The sequence below is a fragment of the Pseudogracilibacillus sp. SO30301A genome, from assembly GCF_037072025.1.
GTDB lineage: Bacteria > Bacillota > Bacilli > Bacillales > Amphibacillaceae > Pseudogracilibacillus.
In genome coordinates this window covers 16,535-42,439 of the sequence record NZ_JAXHDD010000035.1, presented here as the reverse complement: position 1 = coordinate 42,439, position 25,905 = coordinate 16,535, and the positions used below count along the sequence as shown (strand labels likewise).

Here is a 25,905-nt window from a genome sequence, read left to right as displayed (position 1 = left end):
TATGTAAAAATAGGATTAAAAGTTCAATTTAAAATACTTCTTTATTACACAAACTGGCCCTTTGTTGAACAAAACATTTGTAGGGGAGGGTACTCGAATGAAAAACCTAATTTGCTCAAAGTGTAAGGGAGAAGACATTAAAGGTTGAATTGGTAGCTCCTTAATATTCAGCAAAAGGGCCAGATTGTAAAATAATATCTTTAAAATTGAGGTGATATTAGTGACAACAACGCAAATTTGTAAAACTTGTGGAAATGATACTTTTTCTCAAGGAATATTAGGTAGTGGCTTTACAAGCGTTACTCCCGCTAATAAGGTTTTAGGGAGTTCCCGATTAATACTTACTATATGTAAAAAATGTGGTGAGGTAGCTTCAATGAAGGTTGAAAATCCTAAAAAGTTTCATTAAACCTGGACTAATAATCTTAAGCAATCGGGCGCGCGACAAGTTCTGTGATAAATGCCTTTCGGCATGAAACACAGGAGATTTATTAAATGAATTTCAATCTTACAACGAAGGATAGGAATGATGAAACCATGTTTTCAGAAACTATCCCATTGAGACTCCTGCGTGCTTCTTGAATGACAGTTCAGCAGTACGCCAACAAGTCCAAGCCCAGTTCGAGGAGTTAGTTTTTCATCATTTCTTCTATTTTAAACTTTATCATGGAATCACCTTTCTGGTTAAATAGATTTACATCCATTATACCTTATTTTATAAGGGTTTTGGGTGTTTTCACAGGATTTATGTCACGGATTCAGGTTTTAAAAAATCCCACGTGATTATTTTTATCATTAGCATACATGATATATTGCGTTCAAATAATAAATGCAAAAAATGGATTGAATAACAATTTTAATATTTTCTATACAATTTCTATACATATGTTATAATTAATGCTTGCGGTGCTTGTTTTAAAAGCGTGTGTAAGACGTGGTTCGAAACCATCCCACGATAAAAAACTAAGGAGAGTAGTTAATATGAGGATTAAAACACTTATAGTTAATGCGCTCATTGCAGCGCTTTATTTTGTTGTAACAGCATTTGTCGCACCATTTGGATTTTTAAATATCCAATTCCGGCTATCTGAACTTTTTAACCATTTAATCGTTTTTAACAAAAAGTACTTCTTTGGAATTGTGTTCGGGGTTTTTATATCTAATCTAATTTTTTCACCGACAAAAGCAGATCTTATTTTTGGTGTGTTTCATACTGCTATTTCACTAGGAATTACGCTGTTATTTGCTCGGTTTATTAAACAAAAGATTATTTTAATGTTTATAAATACTGTTGTATTTTCTTTTAATATGTTCATCATTGCATATATGTTGAAAGTATTTGCCGGTCTAAAAGATGGATTTATGTTTCTTTGGCTAACGCTTGGAGTTAGTGAATTTGCGACAATGGCACTTGCCATTATCATCATTTATTTTATTAATAAACGCCTGAATCTTGAGCGATTAGTATGATATTTCGTATCCTTGAATTTTTGTCGATTTCGTTGAATTAACTAATGAAATCTGGATGATTTATTATTAATTTCGCTGAACGATCAATCCGCTGAAATAAGCCTTTCAATCGCTGAATTCTTTATCCTTGCGACAAAATAAGAGATTAAAATGAATTCACTATAGCAAAAACCTGATTCCTATAAAGAAATCAGGTTTTTATAATATTATTAATTTAACATTCCATGCGGATCAATCACGTATTTCTTTGATGCACCTTTATCAAAGTCTTTATACCCATTTGGTGCCTCATCTAACGAAATAACTGTTGCATTAACTACTTCGGCGATATTAGCTCTTTCACTTAAAATAGCATGCATTAAGTCACGATGGTATCTCATTGTCGGGCTTTGACCTGTTACAAAATGGTGTGCTTTTGCCCAACCTAGTCCAAGTCTGATGCTTAAAGAGCCTACTTTTGCTGCTTCATTTACTGCACCAGGGTCTTCTGTAACATAAAGTCCTGGAATTCCTAATCTTCCACCAGCCTGGACAACATCCATCATCGTATTTAGTACGACTGCAGGCGATTCTTCATGATCCGTTCCGTGCTGATATGCTTCAAAACCTACCGCATCTATCGCACAATCCACTTGTGGTATACCCAATAATTGCTCAATTTGTTCACCAGCATCATCATGTTCCATTAAATTAATCGTTTCACATCCAAAGCTTCGCGCTTGCGCTAAACGTTCTTCTTTTAAATCTCCCACAATGACTACAGAGGCGCCTAACAATTGTGAGGCATGAGCTGCTGCAAGTCCTACGGGTCCTGCTCCTGCAACATAAACAGTTGAGCCAACCCCAACACCTGCACTAACTGCTCCGTGATATCCAGTTGGGAAAATATCTGCTAACATTGCTAAATCAAGAATTTTATCAAGCGCTTGATCTTTATCTGGGAATTTTAATAAATTAAAATCAGCATATGGAACCATGACATATTCAGACTGTCCGCCAACCCAACCACCCATATCTACATAACCGTACGCTCCACCAGGGCGTTCTGGGTTAACATTTAAACAAATATGCGTATCCTGTCTTCTACAAGTAATACAGCGACCACATGCAACATTAAACGGTACAGATACAATGTCCCCTTTTTCTAAAAACTCTACATCCCGTCCTATTTCGATTACTTCTCCTGTAATTTCATGACCGAGGACTAATCCTTCTGGTGCAGTCGTACGTCCACGCACCATATGCTGGTCACTACCACAAATATTTGTTGCAATTACTTTTAGGATTACTCCATGTTCACATTTACGACCGACATTGCTCTCGGGAACTCCTGGTCCTTCACGTAAAACTAAATCTGGAAAACGAATATCTCTTACCTGTACGTTACCTGGTCCTATATAAACAACTCCACGATTCGACATTTCTAATTTCCTCCTCGTATATTATCATGACGATCCAATCAAACAAAAGGGCTTATTTTTATTTGACCACCTTAAGCAAGATAATTCCGTCCCCCCTTAAATATAGTAAACAAACATCCACAAATAATAGATGCTATTCATATATATATTTACAATAGTTATTTTTTATTACTAATTGAGGTTAGGACATAAGCGAGAAAGAGTTATTGAAACACGAATGGTTAAGTTTATAATAGTCGCTACAGAAATATACTCCGCTTTCCGCCAGCGCTGATAAGCCCCTTCAGGTTCGTCTTTTTAGTCTTATCGAAACTTTTCTTCTGGTTAGGAGTTTCCGTATATTTATTTCGCTAACTTGAAATATTGTTCGTGTTTCATAATCTACTATTTTATTTTGTCCCAATCTTGTTGTTTATAAAATCCTATTATCAAAAAAAATAATGCAGATAAGAGAACGTTTTCTCTTACCTACATTAACAAAATTAAAATCCTTTATTTACATTTTCAATAATCGTCTTTAAATCTTTCCCTGTACTAGATTCAACGGCCGCAACGTAAGACCCTTCTAATAAAGGTACATCAACTAGTTTGATATTTTCTTTCTCAGACAATTCGATTGCCAGCTCCGCATTCATTTTGGCACTTCCAAGATCGTAAAAAAGCAATACACCTTTACTTGAGTAGGCACGGTCAATTGCACGATTGATTTTTTCAATACTCGTTCCAATTTCACCATCATCTGTGCCGCCTGCAACTTCTACTGGCACATTCAAAATGACTTGTTGAATAATTTCTTTTAGTCCTTCTGCAACTTTTTCACTATGGGAAATGAGAACAATACCAACGTATTCCATTTAGGATTGCCTTCCTTCCAACACTTCTGCTAAAGCTAAAAACAAGTAGTATGAAGACATCGAACCTGGGTCAATATGGCCGATTGATTTTTCTTTAAAATATGCGGCTCTGCCTTTTGTCGCCATAATCTCTTTTGTTTTTTCCATTGCAGTTTTCGCTGTATCTTTAATTTGCGGAGGCTGTGCTTCTATTGTTTCGCTCATTTCATTGATGACTGGTTCCCAGACATCTACTAAAGTCTTTTCACCTACCTTAGATCGCCCTCTTTGTTTTATACCTGTTAGTCCATCCGATAACCCTTTTACTAGATCTTTGTAGTCAATAGAATCCTTTCCTTTTAAAGAAAAGGATAATCTTAAAAAAGCCGTGCCATAAAGAGGACCCGCTGCACCTCCAACTTTTGACATTATCGTCATTGCAATATCTTTAAATACATCAGAAACATTGTCATATTCTTTTTCATTTACGGTTTGAGCTGCTTCATTAAATCCCCGTGCCATATTGATTCCATGATCGCCGTCTCCGATAACTTGATCTAATTTAGTTAATAATTGTTTATTGTCTGCGATTTTTTCATTCGCCTTTTTCAACCATTCTTTTGCATCATTTACGTCAAAATTCATGTTTTTTCCTCCTAGTTATTTTACTAGAAAATTAGCTGCGTCTGACGGATGGTCTAATAGTTTTTTTAGTTCATCATCTAGTTTTAATAAAGTTACTGAACAGCCTCCCATTTCAAGTGCTGTCATATATTCACCTACAAAAGTTCGATAAACCTTGACCCCTTTATTTTGTAAAATTTCTTGCACCTTTTTATTTACGATATATAATTCCATAAGTGGTGTTGCTCCTAATCCGTTAATCATCACAGCAACTTCATCATTTTCTGTTAATTTCATATCTTCAAGGATTTTCTCGGTTAATTCTGTCGCAATCTGATCGGCTGTTGTAATATTTTTACGTTCAATTCCAGGCTCTCCATGAATTCCAATTCCAACTTCCATTTCACTTTCTTCTAATGTGAAGCTAGGCTCCCCTGCTGCCGGGATCGTACACGAACTGATCGCCATCCCCATAGAGCGCACATTAGCGACCGTTTTTTCTGCAACTTTCTTTATTTCCTCAAGAGAAGCCCCTAAATCTGCTTTTGCACCTGCTATTTTATGCACGAAAACCGTTCCGGCAATTCCTCTTCTTCCCGTTGTAAATGAACTATCTTCAACCGCTACATCATCATTAACGACAACTTGTGCCACTTTTATCCCTTCTGCTTCCGCAAGTTCCCTTGCCATTTCAAAATTAAGTACATCGCCTGTATAATTCTTAATAATTTGAAATACTCCTTCTCCACTATCTACAGCTTTAATCGCTTTATAGACTTGGTCTACAGATGGAGAGGTAAAAACTTCTCCTAAAACTGCAGCATCAAGCATTCCTTTACCGATATATCCTGCATGTGCCGGTTCATGTCCGCTTCCCCCGCCACTCAACAATCCGACCTTTTTTACGACTTGAGCATCTTTTCTTGTAATAACCGTTGTTCCCTCGATGTGTTTCAATTGATCTGGTGCCGCTTGGATCATACCCGAAATCATATCTTGAACGACTTGGTGTGGATCGTTAATTATTTTTTTCACGGTTTTTTCCTCCATTTAATATTCTATCTTCATATTAAGTGAATTTGATGATGATATTCAAACCTTTTCTATCAAAAATCAAATAAAATTAATCTTCTATTAATTATTTAAACACTCTTGTTGCTTCTACTGCTTTTTTCCATCCATTGTATAATTCTTCACGTTTCTCTGTAGCAAGTTCAGGTGTAAACGTATGCTCAATTTGCCATTGTTTTGCTATTTCCTCTTTACTATTCCAATATCCTACGGCAAGCCCTGCTAAATAAGCAGCACCTAATGCGGTTGTTTCTTGAACGACAGGGCGTTCTACAGGACATCCTAACATATCACTTTGAAACTGCATTAAAAAATCATTTTTAACTGCACCACCATCGACTCTAAGCGATTTTAAGTCTATTCCAGAATCAGCAATCATCGCCTCAAGCACATCCCGAGTTTGATAAGCAAGTGACTCTAATGTAGCTCTAATAAAATGCTCCTTACCCGTTCCTCTTGTAATCCCGAAAACTGCACCTCTTGCATCACTGTCCCAATAAGGTGTCCCTAGTCCAACAAAAGCCGGTACCATATAAACACCATCTGTGGAATCCACTTTTTTAGCATAATTTTCACTTTCTGGTGAGGATTCAATTATTTTTAATCCATCCCGTAACCACTGAATAGCTGATCCTGCAATAAAAATACTTCCTTCAAGTGCATATTCAACTTTTCCATCGACTCCCCAAGCTAGTGTAGTCAGTAACCCGTGTTCCGAAGCAACACCGTTTTCACCAGTGTTCATCAACATAAAACAACCTGTACCGTATGTGTTTTTGGCCATACCTGATTCAAAACAAGCCTGACCAAATAGTGCAGCTTGTTGATCTCCTGCTATTCCAGCAATGGGAACTTCATGTCCAAAGAAATGATAATCAATCGTTTTTGCGTACACTTCAGAAGACTGCCTCACTTCAGGTAACATCTTTTTAGGAACGGTTAAAATCTCAAGCAGTTCTTCATCCCATTTTAAATCGTAAATATTAAACATTAACGTACGCGCTGCATTCGAATAATCCGTTATATGTGCTTTTCCACCGGATAATTTATAAACAAGCCATGTATCGATTGTCCCAAATAACAGCTCTCCTTTTTCTGCTTTTTCCCTAGCTCCTTTCACATTATCCAAAATCCATTTTACTTTCGTTCCAGAAAAATACGCATCAATTAACAGTCCTGTCTTTTCCTTAAACAACTCTTCATGACCTTGTTCTTTTAGTTCTTCACAAATTTCTGCTGTTTGTCGTGATTGCCATACAATCGCTTTATAAATCGGTTTCCCCGTATTTTTATCCCATACAACAGTCGTTTCTCTCTGGTTTGTTATCCCGATCCCAGCCACTTGCTGAGGAGCTACATCTGCCTTTATTAGCACGCCAGCAATACAAGCTAAAATAGAAGTCCAAATCTCATTTGCATCATGCTCCACCCATCCCGGCTTTGGGAAAAACTGTTCAAACTCCTGTTGTGCTGTTTCAACAATTTCTCCCTGGTGATTAAATAAAATTGCTCGTGAACTTGTTGTTCCTTGGTCTAAAGATAAAATATACTTTTCACTCATCTGTACCATACTCCTTAACATATTTTTAATTTGTTTCAGTACTTACTTCTTCTTTTAATTCTTTCATAGCTGCAGTAATTAAAATAATTGCGACGATTAATGTACAAATCCAAAAGAGAACGGATAGCTGCCCTGCAAACACCGCTTGGTAAAATAATGCACCATATATACCTCCAATGATTGGTCCAACTACTGGTACCCAGGAATAACCCCAGTCAGATCCACCTTTTCCTGGAATCGGCAAAATTGCATGAGCAATTCTAGGTCCGAGATCACGAGCCGGATTTATTGCATATCCTGTTGCCCCACCAAGCGACATACCTATTGCAACAATTAAAAGTCCGATTGCTAATGGTGCCAGTCCTTCTGTGAAATTGTTTGGACCGACTATAAATAATAGTGCGAATAATAAAACGAATGTACCAATCATTTCACTTACTAAATTTTGTAAGGGCTTCTTTACTTCATCTGATGTCCCAGGAGCTGTTGAGAACACACCAAGTTTCGCTGCTTGATCTTTTGTTTTTCTCCAGTGAGGTAAATAGTTAAAGAATACAATTGCGGCTCCAATTATAGCCCCAATCATTTGTCCCGCAATATAGATTGGTACTTTTGCCCATGGGAATTCCCCAATTGCAGCAAATCCAAGAGTCACCGCAGGATTTATATGTGCATCAGAAGCTGTTCCTGATACGTAAACTCCCATTGCTACGGCGAGCCCCCATCCGAATGCAATAACAACCCATCCCGCATTTTCTGCTTTTGACCATTTTAACAATACTCCGCCAACAACGCCAACACCAAAGATAACTAATACCATTGTACCCAACAATTCGCCCATAAACTCTGACAATGTAAAACACTCCCCTTTTACTTTTTTAAGGCCGCTTTCATAAGTATCACCTTGATTGTCGTAGTTGAAGGATACTGTGACGTAACTATGAAAGAATAACTCGACCTTCAAGACGTCGAGTCGATTCCAAAGATGTCGAGTCATTTTCCAAGATGTCGAGTCGATTTCCAAGATGTCGAGTCGATTTCCAAGATGTCGAGTCGATTCCAAAGATGTCGAGTCGATTCCAAAGATGTCGAGTCGATTCCAAAGATGTCGAGTCGATTCCAAAGATGTCGAGTCATTTTCCAAGACGTCGAGTCGATTCCAAAGATGTCGAGTCGATTTCCAAGATGTCGAGTCGATTCCAAAGATGTCGAGTCGATTTCCAAGATGTCGAGTCGATTCCAAAGATGTCGAGTCATTTTCCAAGACGTCGAGTCGTTTCACAATATATGAGTTGCCCCCCTGGATATGGAGTTGATACATAACATAACAAGTAGACTCTTATGTCACAGTTTCTGGATACTATGTTTGAAATACATTATAAAAAACAGCCTTTTTTATAATCATCAACTCTAGCGTGGAAAACCCACACTAGAGAGGATTACTTTTTATTAAGTAGTTCCTAATGAGTGTGGGGCAAGGTTATATAGTAGAAAGAATGTATATAATTTTACTAGATTTTAGAGTGATTTAATGTTCATATTTTATAAGAATAAGGAATTTTCTAAATAAAGCTTATAGTTTTACTAAAAAATATATGCTATCATTTATGGTACATTGGAACCTACAATTATTCAATTCTTCATACAAATTAGTTACTGCTACTTCTTCGAGACGGTAAAGAAACGTCTCAAAAAGGTTATACTATTATATTCTTAATAGGGCATGAATATGTATCATACTAGTTAGCTATTAATATGAATGGAGGAGATTCGTTTGGGTAAAACAAAACATACTGGGCCAATTAAATTATCAAAGAAACCTAGGCCGGATTTATGGGTTAGTAAAGTTCCTTTTGGATTAGGCAAAATAAAACCACATCACTTACGAGATACCATAAAAGTTGCTTGGGAAAACAAAGACAGTTTACCATATGCTACTCGAATTTTAACTCAAGGGGTTTGTGATGGATGTGCATTAGGGGTTTCCGGTTTAAAGGACCAAACATTGTCAGGACCTCATTTATGTACAACAAGGCTAAATGTGCTTAGGCTAAATACAATGCCTGCGATGAAAGAAGATATACTCCGTGCTGATATTGAAGAGCTAAGAAAAATGGACAGTACAGAGCTTAGAAAACTCGGTCGAATTCCTTATCCTTTAATTAGGAAACCTGGTGATCGGAAGTTTAGTCGTATCTCCTGGGAGGAAGCTTTAAATATGATCGCTGATAAAATTAAACATATTGACCCGAAACAACTTGCTTTTTATTTGACCTCTCGTGGTATAACGAATGAAACGTATTATGTCGCTGGGAAAGTTGCCAGGTTTTTAGGAACGAATAATATTGATAACGCCTCCCGCATCTGTCATTCCCCTTCAAAAACAGCATTAAATCGTTCTGTAGGAGTCGGTGCCTCGACATGTAATTATAAAGATTGGATCGGTACAGATGTCTTGCTGTTTTGGGGTTCGGTAGCCGCAAATAATCAACCTGTCTCTACAAAATATATGTACGCAGCCAAAAGAAAAGGAACAAAAATTATTATTATTAATCCTCATTTTGAACCAGCAATGGAGAAATATTGGATCCCATCTAATATGGAGTCTGCATTATTTGGAACAAAATTAGCTGATGATATTTACCAAGTTAATATTGGTGGAGATATTGCATTTATGCATGGAATCATGAAACATTGGTTTGAAATGGAAGAAAAAGAACCCGGTTCAGCTATTGATCAAACGTTTGTTCAAAAGCACGTAAATGGGTTAGAAGCCTTACAAGAAAAGGTTGTGAGCTATGACTGGGAAATTCTTGAAAAATCTTCAGGACTATCAAAAGATAGAATGAAAGAATTGGCTACATTACTTGCACAATCTAAAACAGCTGTATTTGTCTGGTCGATGGGATTAACTCAACACCGATTTGGAACAGATAATGTTTCTCAAGTTGCAAATCTAGCATTATTACGTGGATTTTTAGGGAGAGAACATTGTGGTCTAATGCCAATTCGTGGTCACTCCGGGGTGCAAGGTTCGGGTGAAATGGGTGCTGATCCATTTGTACTTCCTGGTAGTGATATGAATGAGGAAAACAGAAAACGAGTAGAAAAGTATTGGAACTTCAAAATCCCTGATTGGCAAGGTGATATTGTTGGTGTAACACTTGAAAATGCTTTATTACCTGATGACCATGAAAGAAATTTAAAGCTCTATTATATGTCAGGCGGAAATTTCCTTGAGACAATGCCTAATCCGGATTTCGTTAAACAATGTCTTGAAAATGTAGATGTCCGTGTCCACCAAGATATAATTTTTAATACCTCTACTCTACTAGATGCAAAGGAAGCAGTTATCGTCTTACCAGCAATGACTCGTTATGAACAACCAGGTGGTGGCACTTCCACCTCAACAGAGAGAATGGTCTATTTTTCACCAGAAATTAAAGGTCCTAGAATCGAAGAAGCTCGCTCGGAATGGGAGATTTATATCGATCTAGCCAAACGGGTTAAACCTGAAGAAAAAGATATTATCCATTTTGAAGATGCGGATGCTATACGAGAAGAGATAGCTCTTACAAATCGCAATTATGACGGCATTCAACATTTAAAAGAAAAAGGAGATGTCTTCCAATGGGGTGGAGCATGGCTTTGTGAAGGTGGAGATTGTCCTACACCTGATGGAAAAGGTAATTTAATCCCAGTTGAGATACCAGAACTCCGGAAACCAGAAGGACATTTTTATGTCTCCACTCGCCGTGGAAAACAGTTTAATTCGATGATTTACGGAGAAACAGATCCTTTTACAGATGCAGACAGGTACGATGTACTAATAAATGAGGCGGATGGCAAAAAACATGATATCAAAGATGGTGACGCAATTGTCGCCTATAATAAACATGGGTTTTTCAGTGGGCGTGCAAAATTTGCCCCTGTAAAAGCAGGTAATATCGCACTTCACTGGCCGGAAGGAAATTCACTACTTCCAGAAAGTGTTTATGAAACATATGCTGGAATACCAGAATATAATGCTGCAGCAATTGTTGAAAAAGCGGAGACGTATTATGCACATAAAGATACGAAATATGTGGAAAGACGTATTGAAGAATTAGAAATGGAACCTAGCTAGAAGGTGAAAAAAATGGATAACTCCATTTATCAAAGAAGGAAGACAACTAAAGTGGTGGCAGACGAGATCACATATACAGAAGATATTGTGGCTACAGAATACCCGTTAACTTTTATGTTGAATGGAAAAGAATTTGCTACTATCGTTTGTACTCCGCAGAACATTCGAGAGATGGCTATCGGATTTCTCGCATCAGAAGGAGTTATTCGCTTTATTGATGAAATAAAATCAATCCATGTAGATAAAACACGTGGATTTGCTCATATCGAACTGCATAAATCGCTTCACCCAAATTTAGATCATTCCAAACGATTTATCGGCTCCTGTTGCGGAAAGAGTCGGCAATTTTATTTTAAAAGCGATGTGCAAACAGCAAAGACGATTAACCATCCGTTAAGCCTTACAACGAAACAATGTTTACATTTGATGAAAAAACTACAAGCTAACTCCAAACATTTTCAAAAAACGGGTGGCGTCCATAATGCCGCCCTATGTACTGTAGAAGAACTTTTAGAAATCCGAACAGATATCGGAAGGCATAATGCATTAGACAAAGTTTACGGTTATATTATTGAAAATAAAATTCCGGTTCAAGATAAATTAATTGCTTTTAGTGGCAGAATCTCTTCAGAAGTACTCTTAAAAGTGTCCAAAATGGGTATTGCGATTATTATTTCTACTTCTGCCCCAACGAACTTAGCCTTGGAACTTGCGGATGACCTTGGAATAACCGCAATTGGCTTTGCACGAAATAATAAAATGAATGTGTATACACATCCAGAGAGGATTGTAGAAACGAAGGCACTAATTAAAAAAGAGGATTGATCGTCTAAATAAGGAAAACTTACGCGGTATAGTATAAAACTAAGAGAAAATTTACGAGACATGTATAAAGAAATGGAACGTACAAATATATTTCCAGATTATTTACCAAGCTGCTAAAGTGTTAAATCACCTGAAGGGTTTTCCTTTAGGTGATTTTTGTTTTGAGCTTGCGAAAACTACAACCTTAACTTGAGCAACTCTCACCTTGCTACGCAGAATAATTCGTAAAAAATTTTAACCATCATCGCTGACATTTTTCCAAAGACTGCCCAACTCACCTTAGATTGCGAAAGTTCCAGCGTTCATTACGATTCTTCTTCCTCTCGCCCTCTCAAACAATTCACGGAAGAAAGGCGGAAGCGCCATTACCGACTAAGAGCCGACGTCCTCGGACTACACTTCATCATACTCAGATAGATCGCTGATCGGTAACTGCTTCTTATCTTTCTTAAATCCCTTAAAAAATTTATTTTCATAACCATGCTTGTTTTAAAAGATGTACACCATATTCGATTTCATCAAAAGAAAGACCGCTGAATCCTATTTTTATTATCGGATCATCCGAATGATTTTTTATGAAATAGATTGAAGTAGGCCGCACTCTAACACCATTAAGAAAAGCTTGCTCGATTAGCCATTCTTCCGAAACCCCTAGATATACCTTAATTAGCACGTACAGACCGGATTGTTCGCCAATAATAGATATATTTTGTCCAAAGTGCTTTTTTAATAATGAAACAAGGAATGTCATTTTTCGTTTATAAACGAGACGCATCCGCTTAATATGCCGACTCCATTCCCCATTCTCCATAAATTTTGCCATAGTTAGTTGGCTAAAAATCGAAGTGGAACTTTCAAAATTTTGGAATTGATTTTTATATCGGGTTAAAAGGGGCTCAGGTAGCACCATATAACTTAAACGTAATCCCGGAAGAAAAGACTTTGAGAAATTCCCCAAATAAATGACTCTTGTTGCATCAATAGACGCAAGCGCTGGAAATGGCTGCTCTGTATAGCGAAACTCGCTATCATAGTCGTCTTCAATAATGTATCCCTGTATCTTGTTTGCCCACCCGATAAGGGTTTGTCGTTGTTGAATGTTCATGCTTACCCCGTACGGACTGTGATGAGAAGGTGTTACATAAATTAAGCGTGAATCCATTTGATTAAGTTGCGAAAGATCTGCACCTGTTCTATATACCGGAAAATATTCAAGCGAAAAATGATGGAATTGAAATGCTTCCCTAGCACCATCGAAACCTGGATCTTCTACGATAATACTTGAATATTCTTCCCGTAGTATGCGGCCTAGATTGATAAGAATTTGTTGCGTATTACTTCCGATTATAATTGCATTTTCATCTGTTCTTAGCCCACGTGATTGCAGTAAGTATATGGCAATTTGTTCGCGCAAACTCATTTCTCCAAAAGGGTCTCCATATCGAAAACTCTCCGGTAACGTTAAGACATGATTCGCTGTTCGCCTCCACCGTTTTAAAGGGAAATGAGATTGATCTACAGCATCTGTCCGAAAATCGACATGAACGGAAGCTTTCTTTTCCACCCTCTTTTTGTTAGATAAAATTGGTGGTTCCTCATGTAATGATGGCTCTAATGGATTAACAAAAAATCCTTTTCGTCCTTCCCCGCGAATATACCCCTCTGCCACAAGTTGATTATATGCCGTTAAGGTAGTATTACGACTTACTTGCAGAGATTCCGCAAGTTGTCGAACGGAGGGCAGTTGTTCATCCGCTTTTACATTACCTTGTTCAATCAATGATTTAAAGTGCTCGTAGATTTGTTTATATTTGGGAGAACTTTTATTTAAGACAAAAAGATAATTTTTCATACTCGGATTCTCCTGACATGCTTATTTATTCAAAACTGTATCTTTTAAAATGTCACTTTATATCATACTATTTTATAAGAGCGATAAAACATTTTCAAACATGAAATTAGCTGAGAGGTGATGATCATGTATATTCCAAAGCACTTTGAAATCAAAGATGAAGATATTATTTATGAAGTTATTGAGAAAAATAGCTTTGCTACATTATTTTCCCAATACGAAGGCCGTCCGTATGCGACCCATCTTCCTTTGATTTTAGATAAAGAAAAAAAGTTTTTATACAGCCACTTTGCCAAACCGAATAAGCAGTGGGAAGACATAGCAGAACAGGAAGTGCTTGCCGTTTTTCAGGGACCGCATTGCTATATCTCCTCTTCCTGGTATGAAACAAATAAAGCCGTTCCGACATGGAATTACGTAGCTGCTCATGTATATGGAAAGGTTGAAATCATCGACGGAAAGGAAATGATGGATTCCCTTCATCAGATGGTATTGAAATATGAAGAGCCAACTAGTTCCTATCAATGGAACGACTTGGATGGTCGTTTTTTAGAGGGGCAAGCAAAAGGCATCGTTGGATTCAAAATCAACATTGAAAAAATCGAAGGAAAAGCTAAATTGAGTCAACATCATTCCGCCGAACGGTTAAAGCTTGTTATTTCACAACTTGAAAAATCTACAAGCGAGAATGAACAGGAAATTGCAGCTCAGATGAGAACAATTTTAAAAAAGAAAACCTTAAAAAGTTAACACATTTTCTTAGATACACATTTTTTAACAACCGTTATTTAAAATCACAGATCTTAATAATAATTTTTGAAAGCGAGGAATATTTATGCGTTTTGAAACAAAAGCTGTTCACTCGGGTCGTCGAGTTGATGAATCAACAGGTGCTGTAACTACGCCAATCTATCTTTCCACGACATTCGAACGAGCTGGGGATGGGTCGTATCCAAATGAATTTATCTATGGTCGGGAAGCTAACCCAAATCGACTTGCTCTGGAGGAGTGCCTTACATCGCTTGAAGATGGGTATGATTGTGTCACCTTTTCATCAGGGATGGCGGCTATCACATCTGTAATCGAGGCCCTTCCCACAGATAAAGCTCGTCGGATTATTATGCCAAACGATATGTACTTTGGCATTCGTTCCCTTCTTTCGGAGACTGATATTGGATCAAAACTTGATGTTGTCATTGTTGACATGACAGATCTTCATGAAGTTGAGAATGCAATAACTAGTGCACCAACTGGTCTCGTTTGGATCGAAACACCGTCCAATCCACTACTAAAAGTTACGGATATTGCAGTTATCACCAAATTAGCACAAGCAGCTGGAGCTTACACTGCCGTTGATAATACATGGGCAACTCCAGTTCTACAACGTCCCCTCACGCAGGGAGCCGACTTTTCGATTCATTCTGTGACGAAATATATCGGAGGGCATAGTGATTTGATGATTGGTGCTGTTATCGCGAGATCGGAAAGCCCAATGTTAACGAATCTACGAGCATGGCAACAAACAAAAGGGGCTGTGCCTTCTCCTTTCGACTGTTGGCTCGCACTAAGGGGCGTGCAATCTCTTGCCCCTCGTATGATGGTTCATTGTTCAAATGCAGAGGCAATTGCTAAGTTTTTAAATGAGCATCCGAATGTCGACGCTGTTCATTATCCTGGGCTTTCCGACCATCCGGGACATTCTATTGCAGCACGGCAGATGAGCTCATCCGGTGGGATGCTGTCCTTTCAAGTAAAAGGCGGCGAACGTGAAGCGATGGCTGTTGCAGCAAAGCTACGATTGTTTACCCGGGCAACAAGTTTGGGAGGAACACACAGCCTGATTGAACACCGTTCTTCCGTGGAAGGAAATAACACGATGACTCCAGATAACTTGTTACGAGTCTCCATTGGTATTGAAAATGTGGACGATTTGAAAGAAGACTTATCACAGGCTCTGAAATGATTAAAAAATATTCAAAATGAACATTGCGATTGTTGATTCTACTTCTGCCCCACGAACTGGCTTTGGGACTTGCGGATGACCTTGAGCTAGAAATAATAAAATGAATGTATATACACCAAGAGGATTATAGAAACGAAAAAGTTCTCGGTGAAGACGAACAACGATTTAAAAAATTTAGTATAATTTAGCAAGCAAATTTTGAAGTTTGTCACTAAACTCCCGCCAGTAGAGGCGGGAGGTCTTTATAACGCGCCGGATTAATGGTGTCGGTATTTTTGTAAGTTTCTTTACAACCTACCCAAAAACTTGAGCAGCAATCCCGAATAATGTATCGTTTCTAGATGGCATTTTATCAGAATTGATTACCATTATTGGTGGTTGACTCACATTAACAAATCCGCTATTTTCTAATAACATCATAAGTTCTTTATTACCTGATGGGACATCAATTCTTAATTTCCCTCGATGCTCTGATGATAATTTATCTATTAAAACTAATGCCGTTTGATAGTCTGGTGCTACAATTGGACCCAATATGAGATTAATTGGTCCTAAAATGGAAAGTCCATATCCCACAATTGCTCCATTCATATCTTTTGCAACTAAGCAGTTTTCAGATTGTTTTATTCTATTCATCAGAAAACGACTTCTTTTATCTCCAAAAGCATCGCCATCAATTGTAAGTAATTCATCAATATCGACTCCATTAAACTCTTCAATGATAATCTCACTGTTATTTAAAGGTCTCGCTTTAGTATTAGTTATATAATTATCGCATAGATATTTATGAACAAAATCAACAGTATTAAAACCCATTTTTTCATAGAGGCGTTTTCCTTCTTCTGTTGAAATTAGCATAATGACAGTTTCCTTGGAAACACTCTCTATACATTTCCTAGTAGCCTCTTTCCCTAATCCCATACCTCTAAAATCTTTATTCACTATAACCATACCAATTGAAGCTAAAAAAGTATCATAAGGAATTATTGCAGCACTAGACACAATATTCCCTTCGGCGTTTTTATGCCCGAAAATTGTTCCTGATGATAGAACAGTTCCAATTTCATTTTCATCATAATCCCATCCAACTGATCTAGACAGCTCGATTAGTCCTGGAATATCATATTTATCAAATTGGACTAATTCTATCTGCGGTTTATTGGATATAACCATAATTTTCTCCTCCTTCAAAGCATCATTATAAGTTTTCAATATTAATTGATATTTTACCTCTACCTGATAATTAAATAGCATACAAAATTTTACCATATCGGTTAAATGGAATGAAGCAAAAGCAGATGAAGATGGATATTCCATTATTCAATGTGGAATTGGGAGCGGAAAAATTATTTTATAAAAGAGTAACTCAACAATTGGGTCGTATTGCTTAATGTAGCTTTTTTATTGACTTTTTTAAAAATACATATTAATATTACGTTATACGATATAACACTTAACGTAATGTTTGTTTAAAAGGAGTGAGAATATGGCTAAAGGTAAATTTTCAGAGCCCGCATTGTTTATTTTGATAAGTCTTGCTGAACAAAATCGTCACGGCTATGCGATTATGGAGGATATTGAAAAAAATTACGATGTTAAATTGGGACCAGGCACATTATATGGAGCTATTTCACGTTTAGAAAAAGCCGGTTATATAAGTGCAGTTGAATCGCAAGACCGTAAAAAACCTTACAGACTAACAGAGGAAGGACAAATATATTTAACAGAACAAATTAAAGAAATTCAAAAGGTAACCAATATAGGCATGAAAAGGCTTGGTCTAATATGAGGTGGCTCGTTTATTTGTATCCTAAATCTTGGAGAAAACGTTATAGTAATGAATTAACTGATGTATTAAAACAAACAGATACATCATTAAAAACAATAATTGACCTACTTATAGGCATAATTGATGCTTGGCATGTAGAACTAAATGAAAAATATATTTACGGATATCGTATAAGTCAAATATTGGTTGCAGTTACCATAATTAATGTTTTTATTGTTTTGAAATTAAAACCATTAGGGGAGGTTATTGAAGTGGAAGTATTTGCGACGATTGCGGTATTAATTGCTATGCTGTCATTGTTTTTGGCTGTTGTTACCCTTGTAGTAAGCATATTTAAATTTGGAAGAGAAGGCTTAACCCTTAAACCAAAATTAACTAAAACATCGGTTGGCTTGATGGGGGCGTACGGGGTTTTTATGGTAACATTTTTAGTGTTAATTAATTAAAATTATTCTTCAAACGAGCGCGATTGTTAGATAAAAGATACGAGTTACCTCCCTTGTATCTTTTTTATTTTGAGCAGGGAACAAGAGCACCCCCCGAATTCGACAACAGAAACGTATGATCAAGTCACCGTAAATCAGTTATCATCACGAGACTACGCATAAGGCATCTACCTACCCATTTTCTGAATACAAAAATCGGAGAATAACAATCATTTTGATTTGCTTCCCCGATTTGTAGACTGTTTATTGGTCGCCAATTATCCTCCAATATAACTCATATTAATTTTTTTACGATTTTTGGCGGTTTGTTCAGTTCGCTCATCTGAATACCGATCTGTACGTTGTGCCCATACAGATGTTACCGCTTCCATTATCTCTTCTTCTGACTTACCTGAACGGATTAACTCTCTTAAATCAAATCCCGAGGATGCAAATAAACAAGTATACAGTTTGCCATCTGATGATAACCTTGCTCTTGTACACGAAGAACAAAATGATTCAGAAACAGATGTAATAAATCCAACTTCTACCCCATTATCTTTATACCGATAACGTTGAGCTACCTCTCCAAAATAATCGGGATCCACCGGCTCCAAATCAAATTCACTGCGCAATAACTCATATATCTCTTTTTTGGAAACAACTTTGTCAAAACTCCAAGCATTATCATTTCCAACATCCATAAATTCAATGAATCTAAGCGTTATCCCCCGCTCTTTGAAATGCATCGCCATCGGTAAAATTTCATGCTCATTAACCCCTTTTTGAACGACCATATTCACTTTCATTTGAAAGCCAATTTTTTTAGCGAGTTCAATATTCTTAAGAATAATTTGTGGATTTGTTCCACGACCATTCATTTCACCAAATACAAATGGATCGATGGCATCTAAACTTATATTCAATCGGCGTAAGCCCGCTTCATACAATTCTTTTGCATAACGACCTAATAATACACCGTTTGTCGTTAACCCTATATCGTCAATTCCTTCTATGTCAGTTAGTTTTCTAACCAAGTCTGGTAATTGACTCCGTAAAAGTGGTTCTCCACCAGTTAGTCTTAACTTTTTCACACCTAGATTCGCGAAAATGTTAGCCAAAAGCGAAATTTCCTCAAATGTCAGTAATGCATCTTTCGGTAAAAAAGCATAATTGTCTCCAAAAATTTCTTTTGGCATACAGTACGTACAACGAAAATTACACCGATCGGTAACCGAAATACGAAGATCACGTATCGGCCTTCCAAACTTATCTACAATGGCTTCCATTTTCTCATCTCCTTATCTTCTTCAGGTGTATTGACATTTATAAAAAAATTGGGTGAACACGCCAAAAGACTTCCTTCTATTTGGGTTATATCCGTTTTTTCTAACACATCCATCATTTTAAATTCTCTTTTTTCTAACGATTCACGTATTTTATTTTTTACATTTTTATTCCATACAGACACAAGTGGTTGTAAATGCCCTTCAGATTTAGCTAAGGTAACTTCTTCTGTATGAAAGTTAATAAGCTGCTTCATAATTGAAGAAGTTACAAGTGGCATATCACAAGGTAATACGACATATTGATCAGCTTCTAATTCTTCCATAGCAGAATAAATACCGGCAAGCGGACCAAAGCCAGCATACTTTTCTATATCTACAATAACATGATATTCTTTCGGAAACCAATCAATAAATTCTTTCCTAGTAACTACAATTACTTCATCACATACTGAATGTAGCGTTTCATAAACAAGTTCATGAAATTTTTTCCCATTCATTTCTGCAAATGCCTTTGGTGAGCCATACCTTCTTGATAATCCACCGGCTAATAAAATACCGACACGCTTTTTACTCATATAAGACTTCCTTTATATTGTTCTTCCTATCTACCATATTGCATGCTGAAATAATTTATGCGAAAACGCTATGTTGCAATCCAATCCAACAGCCAGGCATCCAAAGTTTTTGTTTCATTGCGAGATTTTATTTGATGGTATGTACTCGTAGATTCCAAGCCGATCACTAATACAATTCCTTCTATACTTTTAAGTTCCTGCCAATCCTCCTCATTTCGAACAAGGACGACCTTTTCACCTTGTTCTGCTTTATACCCTTCAATTAAAACGACATCAGGATTATTCCAAACAGCGAGTTGCTTCAATTCTTTGAAACTTGCTTCCCGATTGATCATATGCTGGGTGAAGCCTCCACCAGCCACTAAAGAAACATCTGCTCCGTTGTATAAATATTGCATGGAGTCTTTTTTTGCATCAGGCATATCAAGCTTTGACCCATGCCCATGATGCTTTACGACAGCAACATTGTAACCTTTTTCCTTTAAGAGCCGCACCCATCTATTAATTAATGTCGTCTTGCCGCTATTTTTAAAGCCGACTATATGAAGTGTTTTTACAGATCCCATGTAGCCACCCCAAGCTCTTGACCGAGTAGTAAAATATCTACTTCCATTCCCTTCTTAAACCCTTCCGTTTCACTTGGCAAAACAATTATACAATTTCCTCTTGCAATGGAAGAAACGGCGTTTGACTTATTGAAACCTGCTGGTACAACAATTGGCCCACTAGCTCCCATTTCCCATTTTGCTCGGATGAATCTTGTAAAAGGATTCTTTTTAGGAAAATCTTCTCCCAATCTAGCTTTCATTCTAGGTATAAATGGCGAAGTACTGCCCATCATTTTTAAAATGGCAGGTCGAGCAAATAATTCAAATCCCGTGAAACATGCCGATGGATTTCCAGAAAGCCCAAATAAAATTTTATTATCAAGCACTGCTACAGTCGTTACACTTCCAGGTCTCATCATCACTTTATCAAATAACACGTTTGCCCCGAGACGTTCATAAATCGCTGGCAAATAATCGTAATCTCCAACTGAAACACCTCCAGTTGTAATGACAATATCTGATTCAGTCAATGCCTTTTCAACGACTTTTGTACATGCTTCCAAATCATCTTCCATCATACCAAAAGATTTATATTCAATTCCCATGCGGGCTAACTGTCCTTGTAACATTGGGCCATTAGAGTTTCGAATTTTTCCAGGTTTAAGGGCTTCACTTACATCAAGCAGTTCGGTACCAGTTGAAATAATGCTCACTGTCGGGCTTTTAGAAACTTGAACATTTGCATAACCAAATGTTGCCAGGAGTGCAATTGTCCCTGGATGGATGAAAGATCCTTCCCCAATAAGTATTTCACCTTGTTTTGCGTCCTCACCTTGAAAAGAAATATTATCATTTTTTTTATAGACTTTCGTAATGGTAAACCCTTCATCTGTTTCTGCTGTTTCCTCAAGCATGACGATCGCATCTGCATTCTCAGGTAAAATCGCACCTGTCATAATGCGATAAGCTTCCATTTCTTCAAGCGCCCGCTCTCCGACATGGCCTGCACCAATCTCTCCTATCACATGAAAAGCTTTTGGTTGTTCCTCCGTAGCATTTACCGAGTCCACTGCCCGAATTGCATATCCATCATAAGCAGAACGATTAAATGGTGGGACATCATGTTCTGCGATAATTGGTTCAGCAAGAATCCTACCGTACGCATACTCAAGAGGAATAGTTTCCGTTCCTACTAATTCACAATGATCGATGACAAGTTGCACTGCTTCTTTCACCGGTATCGGTTTTCTTAACATCCCCGTTCATCCCCTTATCAGCTCTTTATGTTGACTATACTATAATTATCCAAATGAAGAAAGGCTCCCGGCAAAAATACCGGTCGCCTTTATATAAATCCGTTCTATCAGTAAACTACCGCGCCATTAAAATGGCGTGCTTCTAGTTCTACGCTATGAACTGTTGTCCATTTAATTTAACTTCTTTCTACTTCATTAACTTCCAATTACATATATTCTATTTTGTCTAATACACAAATATAGTACAATGGTTAAAAAGATATATTGTTGTAGGAAAACTTTAATGAAAATAACATTCATTGCACCTTTTAAGACAATTTTAATCTTTTAAGGCTTTGAAAGACTATGACAAGTATGTAACAGCCCTCCGAAAGAAGCCTTCTTCCTCAGGGAGCGATCGCGAGTAGGGAGCAATAAAACTGTAGGGCAAGGTCATGTCCGAACAGTATAACCAACGCCTGTGGAGACCTTTGCGGAATGGGGATTCCTCCATTCCGCAAAGGTCTGTGAACTAGGAAGCCCATTCTTCTAAGGACTAGTAAGGAGAGGTTGTTCACGTTTTAAGATACTGTCTGGCAACAATTTATGGAAACTAAGGCAGGAGGAAATTAAGTTGATAGTTAGAGAGCGAAGTAAAGATTTTGTTATGATTGAACAACATCATCACGCATCTATTTCTGGAATGCTTTTTACCTATTTAATAGAAGATTTCGTTCCAGACTTAAAATGGAAAGACGATATTGCATTTGCAATTTTTCAACATGACTGTGGTTGGGTTCCTTTTGATAAAGCGCCATTTTGGGATGATAAAGGAAATGCTCCATATTCTTTTACAAGTTTCCCCAAGGAACCAAAAACTGTTTTATATGAAATTGGAATTAATACAGTAGAAAAACAATCTTTGTATGCTGCTCTATTATGCAGTAAACATTACTCTTCCTTTTTGAAGAGAGATTCGACACCTTTAGCGATAAATTTTATTGAAAATGAAAAAAATCGCCAAGAACGATTAAAAAAGAATATTATTGGATTTAGTGAAAACCAATTTAATATACATTACGAATTATTAAAATTTTTTGATGACCTCTCGTTGTATATTTGTCTTAATGAACCTGGTGTACAAAAAGATAGTGAGCACCCTTTTTTTAAGAGTGGAATATCACTGCCACAATATTTTGGGGATGGAATTCTACATTTGAACTGGATTTCGCATAATAAATTGGAACTTGAAACAAAACTTTTTCAACTGGATTTACCAGTACAATTGGAACAAAAGGTAATATCTAAAGAAGATATTTTAAAGGATGGATTACAAAAAACGTATAGAAGCACACAGATAGAAAAAGTACCTTTTAAAATTGTATAATTTTCTGTTACGACTCATCAGCTGCGCTTGATGCAATAAGGCAAACTATTTTCGGTCATCAGCCGACTGGCTCCTTACTCTGCTATACTAGATTGGATTGGATCCACGAGATCTGGAATAATTAATCGATGATCATCACCTTGCTCGTGCTCTTTCAACAAAGAGAGGTTCACGTTAAACAATGTTTTTCCAAAGTAAAAAACTCCAGTTTCCCGGAGTCTGTAGATTAACTTATTTTTTGTTGTAAATCTTTCATTGCTGTATTTAATTCTTCTGCCATCAGATCTAATGCTTCTTTTTTCGGTAATTCTTTGTTTAAATAAATTGGCTTACCAAAAATTATTTTCGGTCGTTTCCATTTAAATAACTCTTTAAAATTATTCGGACCTACATAAGCCGCTGGAACAATTGGTGCCTTAGAATAACTAGCAATTGTTACAGCACCTCGCTTTAATGGCACATCTTCAGTCGTTCTAGTTCCGCTGGGAAAAATACCTACTATTTCTCCTTCTTTAATCAACCGCATCGGTATTTTAATAGAACTAGGACCAGGGTTTTCCCGATCTACCGGAAATGCATTCAAACCATTCATTAACCATTTCAAAAATCTAGATTGAAATAGCTCCTTTTTTGCCATATAGTGTATCTTTGTCGGTAAAATTGAAATACCTAGCCATAATATATCAACCCATCCTGAATGAGTACAAGCTATAACATACCCATTTTTATCAGGCAAATTTTCTTTTTGATAAACCTTTATAAATCCAAACAGACTTAGTATAAATTTTAATAAATATCCTGCAATGAAATAAAGCATCTAGTTCCCCTCTTTACATTCAATCTTTACATTTCTACTTTACCATAAGCACGAAATATGTCGAGAGGAAATCACTCATTAATCTATAGAATAATTAGGGGTAATCCGATCGAACTGTAAACTTTCTGAATCAAGTACATGCGCCGGATTTTTTCCGTATTCGCTGAATTTTTGTTCAAGTTCGCTGAATTATCGCGATATCCGCTGATTTTATGCTTCCAATCGCTGGATTGAAATGCAATATCGCCGAATCAAGTACATGCGCCGGATTTTTTCTATATTCGCTGAATTTTTGTTCAAATTCGCCGAATTATCAGGATATCCGCTGATTTTATGCTTCCAATCGCTGGATTGAACAGAAATTTCGCCGAATCAGTACATGCGCCGGATTTTTTCCATATTCGCTGAATTTTTGTTCAAATGCGCCGAATAATCGCAATATCCGCTGATTTTATGCTTCCAATCGCTGGATTGAACAGCAATTTCGCTGAATAAAGTACATGCGCCGGATTTTTTCTATATTCGCTGAATTTTTGTTCAAATGCGCCGAATAATCGCAATATCCACTGATTTCATGCTTCCAATCGCTGGATCGAAAAGCGAAATCGCTGGATCAGGTACATGCGCCGTATTTTTACTAAAATCCTGCCTAGATCAACACACTTTATAGTCTATTTTTTCTTAATGGTAAAAGTTGAACTTAGCACTGCCCAATTTTGTGGAAAGGCATTACCTAGCACCCAGTAACTGACTCCACGAAGGCCATAAGCTTTGACGGTATCATATTTTACCTGGACACTACGAGCGTCTTCAAACCATACTTCATGTGCTTGCCCCAGTTCATCTGTATAATAGAAAAAAGGCGACTGGTATGTTTCATTATATTGAATTTGTGCTCCGTAACGAGTAGCAAGATGAACCGCTTCCTGTGGGCTAAGTGTACGCGCGAGCGTTCCCTCTACCCAAGGTATATTCCAATCCCGACCATAAAGTGGAACACCCATTAACATTTTCTCTGGTGGAATCTCAGTTACAGCATAATTAAGTACATCTCTCACTTTGTTAATCGGAGCAATCGCTAGCGGACTTCCACCAGCCCATCCCCATTCATATGTCATTAAGACAACAAAATCAACTATTTCTCCATGTGCTTGGTAATCATGTGCTTCATATAACGTACCACGTTGCTCCCTACTTTCTTTCGGTGCAAGTGCAGTTGAAACGGAGTAATTTGGATGTAGTCGTTCGACAACTCTTCTTAAGAAAGCATTGTAATTCTCACGATCCTGTGGATAAACATATTCAAAGTCAATGTTTAAACCTTGGTAACCCTTTGCTTCCATTTCTCTTAAAATATTGGTTATTAATATTTCTTGTACATCCGGGTTACGAAGTATTGCTGCAGCTAAGTCAGAATTGAATCCATTTTGAAAATTCGTTATTACAAGTAATGGAGAGGTATTAGTCATTTGCGCAGCATTAAGAACCAATTCATCATTTAAAGGTGTTAAACTTCCATCTTCTCTAATTTGATAAGAAAATGGGGTTAAATAGGTGAAAAAACTGCCTAAAGCTAAAATTTCATTTCTTCCTTGCTCATTAAATGTTGTCGTATAAGCATTTACTTCTGTCTCCTCTTTTGATTTAATTGGAATCTTCAGTTGCTGACCAGGATAAATTATCGCATTCATCGGTAATTGATTCAATTCATTAACTTGAACGGCTGTACTGCCGTATCTGTTTGCAATTAAAAAAATGGTATCCCCAGGTCGGACTTGATAATAAAAATATGGCATGTGTAACATTCTTCCAACATAAATTAAATTCGGGTCTGTTATATTATTCGTTTCCATTAACTCTTGTAAAGTTACACCAAATCGCTCGGCAATACGGATCAAATTATCCCCAGGTTCAACAACATAATCTATATTAGGAGTTGGAATAACAAGAGATTGACCAACAGTTAATATATTTTCTGACGTTATCTGATTTGCTAATGCAATTTGGGTAATCGTCGTGTCATACATTCTAGCCAATCGCCAAAGGGTGTCCCCACTTTCTATGACATGGATTCTCATAAAGATCCCCTCCATT

General features: G+C 37.1%; 22 protein-coding genes and 1 riboswitch. Of the genes, 8 read left to right on the top strand and 14 right to left on the bottom strand.

What is annotated here, in order from left to right; genetic code table 11:
- Positions 1–928 precede the first annotated feature (928 nt).
- Positions 929–973, top strand: a riboswitch (PreQ1 riboswitch).
- Positions 974–981: 8 nt separating this feature from the next.
- Positions 982–1,470 (top strand): QueT transporter family protein, encoded by a 489-nt coding sequence (locus SPD89_RS15550; protein ID WP_336262867.1) that lies wholly within the window; start codon positions 982–984, stop codon positions 1,468–1,470.
- A 209-nt stretch (positions 1,471–1,679) separates the two neighbouring features.
- Here the strand turns inward: SPD89_RS15550 and fdhA are convergent, their stop codons facing one another.
- The 6 genes from fdhA to SPD89_RS15520 form a co-directional block, all read right to left on the bottom strand.
- Entirely contained in the window at positions 1,680–2,891 is a 1,212-nt protein-coding gene (gene fdhA / locus SPD89_RS15545; protein WP_336262866.1) for a formaldehyde dehydrogenase, glutathione-independent, read from the bottom strand.
- A gap of 482 nt (positions 2,892–3,373) precedes the next feature.
- Positions 3,374–3,745 (bottom strand): dihydroxyacetone kinase phosphoryl donor subunit DhaM, encoded by a 372-nt coding sequence (gene dhaM, locus SPD89_RS15540; RefSeq protein WP_336262865.1) that lies wholly within the window; start codon positions 3,743–3,745, stop codon positions 3,374–3,376.
- Positions 3,746–4,369, bottom strand: coding sequence for a dihydroxyacetone kinase subunit DhaL (gene dhaL / locus SPD89_RS15535; RefSeq protein ID WP_336262864.1), 624 nt, complete (start codon positions 4,367–4,369; stop codon positions 3,746–3,748).
- A gap of 15 nt (positions 4,370–4,384) precedes the next feature.
- A complete protein-coding gene (dhaK, locus tag SPD89_RS15530; RefSeq protein WP_336262863.1) occupies positions 4,385–5,383 on the bottom strand; it encodes a dihydroxyacetone kinase subunit DhaK in 999 nt (332 codons plus the stop codon).
- 103 nt (positions 5,384–5,486) lie between these two features.
- Positions 5,487–6,980, bottom strand: a complete 1,494-nt coding sequence (gene glpK, locus SPD89_RS15525; RefSeq protein WP_336262862.1) for a glycerol kinase GlpK — start codon at positions 6,978–6,980, stop codon at positions 5,487–5,489.
- A gap of 25 nt (positions 6,981–7,005) precedes the next feature.
- The gene (locus tag SPD89_RS15520) at positions 7,006–7,833 is read right to left on the bottom strand and encodes an MIP/aquaporin family protein (protein ID WP_336262861.1); all 828 of its coding nucleotides are present in this window, start codon (positions 7,831–7,833) and stop codon (positions 7,006–7,008) included.
- A gap of 921 nt (positions 7,834–8,754) precedes the next feature.
- Here SPD89_RS15520 and SPD89_RS15515 point away from each other — a divergent pair.
- Together SPD89_RS15515 and fdhD are read left to right on the top strand one after the other, a co-directional pair.
- Positions 8,755–11,106: an FdhF/YdeP family oxidoreductase gene (locus SPD89_RS15515; RefSeq protein WP_336262860.1), complete on the top strand. Its 2,352-nt coding sequence runs from the start codon at positions 8,755–8,757 to the stop codon at positions 11,104–11,106.
- A gap of 12 nt (positions 11,107–11,118) precedes the next feature.
- Positions 11,119–11,931 carry a formate dehydrogenase accessory sulfurtransferase FdhD gene (fdhD, locus tag SPD89_RS15510; protein WP_336262859.1) on the top strand — a complete coding sequence of 271 codons (813 nt, stop codon included), beginning with the start codon at positions 11,119–11,121 and terminating at the stop codon, positions 11,929–11,931.
- Positions 11,932–12,403: 472 nt separating this feature from the next.
- On the opposite strand, the gene pdxR is transcribed toward fdhD, so the two are convergent.
- Positions 12,404–13,783 carry a MocR-like pyridoxine biosynthesis transcription factor PdxR gene (pdxR, locus tag SPD89_RS15505; protein WP_336262858.1) on the bottom strand — a complete coding sequence of 460 codons (1,380 nt, stop codon included), beginning with the start codon at positions 13,781–13,783 and terminating at the stop codon, positions 12,404–12,406.
- A 126-nt stretch (positions 13,784–13,909) separates the two neighbouring features.
- On the opposite strand from pdxR, the gene SPD89_RS15500 reads away from it, so the two are divergent.
- Complete coding sequence (locus SPD89_RS15500) at positions 13,910–14,533, top strand: FMN-binding negative transcriptional regulator (protein WP_336262857.1); 624 nt, start codon at positions 13,910–13,912, stop codon at positions 14,531–14,533.
- 85 nt (positions 14,534–14,618) lie between these two features.
- Positions 14,619–15,746 carry a trans-sulfuration enzyme family protein gene (locus SPD89_RS15495; RefSeq protein ID WP_336262856.1) on the top strand — a complete coding sequence of 376 codons (1,128 nt, stop codon included), beginning with the start codon at positions 14,619–14,621 and terminating at the stop codon, positions 15,744–15,746.
- Positions 15,747–16,040: 294 nt separating this feature from the next.
- On the opposite strand, the gene SPD89_RS15490 is transcribed toward SPD89_RS15495, so the two are convergent.
- Positions 16,041–16,919 (bottom strand): GNAT family N-acetyltransferase, encoded by an 879-nt coding sequence (locus SPD89_RS15490; RefSeq protein ID WP_336262855.1) that lies wholly within the window; start codon positions 16,917–16,919, stop codon positions 16,041–16,043.
- 313 nt (positions 16,920–17,232) lie between these two features.
- Here SPD89_RS15490 and SPD89_RS15485 point away from each other — a divergent pair, with 313 nt between their 5' ends.
- Positions 17,233–17,535 (top strand): PadR family transcriptional regulator, encoded by a 303-nt coding sequence (locus SPD89_RS15485; RefSeq protein WP_336262854.1) that lies wholly within the window; start codon positions 17,233–17,235, stop codon positions 17,533–17,535.
- Between the two features lie 14 nt (positions 17,536–17,549).
- On the top strand, positions 17,550–17,981 hold the full coding sequence (locus SPD89_RS15480) for a hypothetical protein (RefSeq protein ID WP_336262853.1): 432 nt from the start codon (positions 17,550–17,552) through the stop codon (positions 17,979–17,981).
- Positions 17,982–18,238: 257 nt separating this feature from the next.
- On the opposite strand, the gene moaA is transcribed toward SPD89_RS15480, so the two are convergent.
- The 4 genes from moaA to SPD89_RS15460 form a co-directional block, all read right to left on the bottom strand.
- A complete protein-coding gene (gene moaA, locus SPD89_RS15475) occupies positions 18,239–19,249 on the bottom strand; it encodes a GTP 3',8-cyclase MoaA (protein WP_336262852.1) in 1,011 nt (336 codons plus the stop codon).
- Positions 19,234–19,824: a molybdenum cofactor guanylyltransferase gene (locus tag SPD89_RS15470; protein WP_336262851.1), complete on the bottom strand. Its 591-nt coding sequence runs from the start codon at positions 19,822–19,824 to the stop codon at positions 19,234–19,236. Before SPD89_RS15470 ends, moaA begins: the two co-directional genes overlap by 16 nt.
- Before the next feature lie 68 nt (positions 19,825–19,892).
- Complete coding sequence (mobB, locus tag SPD89_RS15465; RefSeq protein ID WP_336262850.1) at positions 19,893–20,390, bottom strand: molybdopterin-guanine dinucleotide biosynthesis protein B; 498 nt, start codon at positions 20,388–20,390, stop codon at positions 19,893–19,895.
- Positions 20,378–21,628, bottom strand: a complete 1,251-nt coding sequence (locus SPD89_RS15460; protein WP_336262849.1) for a molybdopterin molybdotransferase MoeA — start codon at positions 21,626–21,628, stop codon at positions 20,378–20,380. Before SPD89_RS15460 ends, mobB begins: the two co-directional genes overlap by 13 nt.
- Before the next feature lie 613 nt (positions 21,629–22,241).
- Between SPD89_RS15460 and SPD89_RS15455 the strand changes: the two genes are divergently transcribed.
- The gene (locus SPD89_RS15455) at positions 22,242–22,994 is read left to right on the top strand and encodes a DUF3891 family protein (RefSeq protein WP_336262848.1); all 753 of its coding nucleotides are present in this window, start codon (positions 22,242–22,244) and stop codon (positions 22,992–22,994) included.
- 226 nt (positions 22,995–23,220) lie between these two features.
- Here the strand turns inward: SPD89_RS15455 and SPD89_RS15450 are convergent, their stop codons facing one another.
- Both SPD89_RS15450 and SPD89_RS15445 read right to left on the bottom strand, forming a co-directional pair.
- Entirely contained in the window at positions 23,221–23,811 is a 591-nt protein-coding gene (locus SPD89_RS15450; RefSeq protein ID WP_336262847.1) for a lysophospholipid acyltransferase family protein, read from the bottom strand.
- A gap of 671 nt (positions 23,812–24,482) precedes the next feature.
- Positions 24,483–25,889, bottom strand: a complete 1,407-nt coding sequence (locus SPD89_RS15445; protein WP_336262846.1) for a LysM peptidoglycan-binding domain-containing protein — start codon at positions 25,887–25,889, stop codon at positions 24,483–24,485.
- Positions 25,890–25,905 lie beyond the last annotated feature (16 nt).

Bases quoted from the DNA above. Each gene is read 5' to 3' on its own strand.
- dhaM (WP_336262865.1), bottom strand. From the start codon at position 3,745: ATGGAATACGTTGGTATTGTTCTCATTTCCCATAGTGAAAAAGTTGCA.
- SPD89_RS15490 (WP_336262855.1), bottom strand. From the start codon at position 16,919: ATGGTTATATCCAATAAACCGCAGATAGAATTAGTCCAATTTGATAAA.
- fdhA (WP_336262866.1), bottom strand. From the start codon at position 2,891: ATGTCGAATCGTGGAGTTGTTTATATAGGACCAGGTAACGTACAGGTA.
- SPD89_RS15485 (WP_336262854.1), top strand. From the start codon at position 17,233: ATGGCTAAAGGTAAATTTTCAGAGCCCGCATTGTTTATTTTGATAAGT.
- SPD89_RS15445 (WP_336262846.1), bottom strand. From the start codon at position 25,889: ATGAGAATCCATGTCATAGAAAGTGGGGACACCCTTTGGCGATTGGCT.
- SPD89_RS15470 (WP_336262851.1), bottom strand. From the start codon at position 19,824: ATGAGTAAAAAGCGTGTCGGTATTTTATTAGCCGGTGGATTATCAAGA.
- dhaL (WP_336262864.1), bottom strand. From the start codon at position 4,369: ATGAATTTTGACGTAAATGATGCAAAAGAATGGTTGAAAAAGGCGAAT.
- SPD89_RS15495 (WP_336262856.1), top strand. From the start codon at position 14,619: ATGCGTTTTGAAACAAAAGCTGTTCACTCGGGTCGTCGAGTTGATGAA.
- SPD89_RS15550 (WP_336262867.1), top strand. From the start codon at position 982: ATGAGGATTAAAACACTTATAGTTAATGCGCTCATTGCAGCGCTTTAT.
- pdxR (WP_336262858.1), bottom strand. From the start codon at position 13,783: ATGAAAAATTATCTTTTTGTCTTAAATAAAAGTTCTCCCAAATATAAA.
- mobB (WP_336262850.1), bottom strand. From the start codon at position 20,390: ATGGGATCTGTAAAAACACTTCATATAGTCGGCTTTAAAAATAGCGGC.
- glpK (WP_336262862.1), bottom strand. From the start codon at position 6,980: ATGAGTGAAAAGTATATTTTATCTTTAGACCAAGGAACAACAAGTTCA.
- fdhD (WP_336262859.1), top strand. From the start codon at position 11,119: ATGGATAACTCCATTTATCAAAGAAGGAAGACAACTAAAGTGGTGGCA.
- SPD89_RS15460 (WP_336262849.1), bottom strand. From the start codon at position 21,628: ATGTTAAGAAAACCGATACCGGTGAAAGAAGCAGTGCAACTTGTCATC.
- SPD89_RS15500 (WP_336262857.1), top strand. From the start codon at position 13,910: ATGTATATTCCAAAGCACTTTGAAATCAAAGATGAAGATATTATTTAT.
- SPD89_RS15450 (WP_336262847.1), bottom strand. From the start codon at position 23,811: ATGCTTTATTTCATTGCAGGATATTTATTAAAATTTATACTAAGTCTG.
- moaA (WP_336262852.1), bottom strand. From the start codon at position 19,249: ATGGAAGCCATTGTAGATAAGTTTGGAAGGCCGATACGTGATCTTCGT.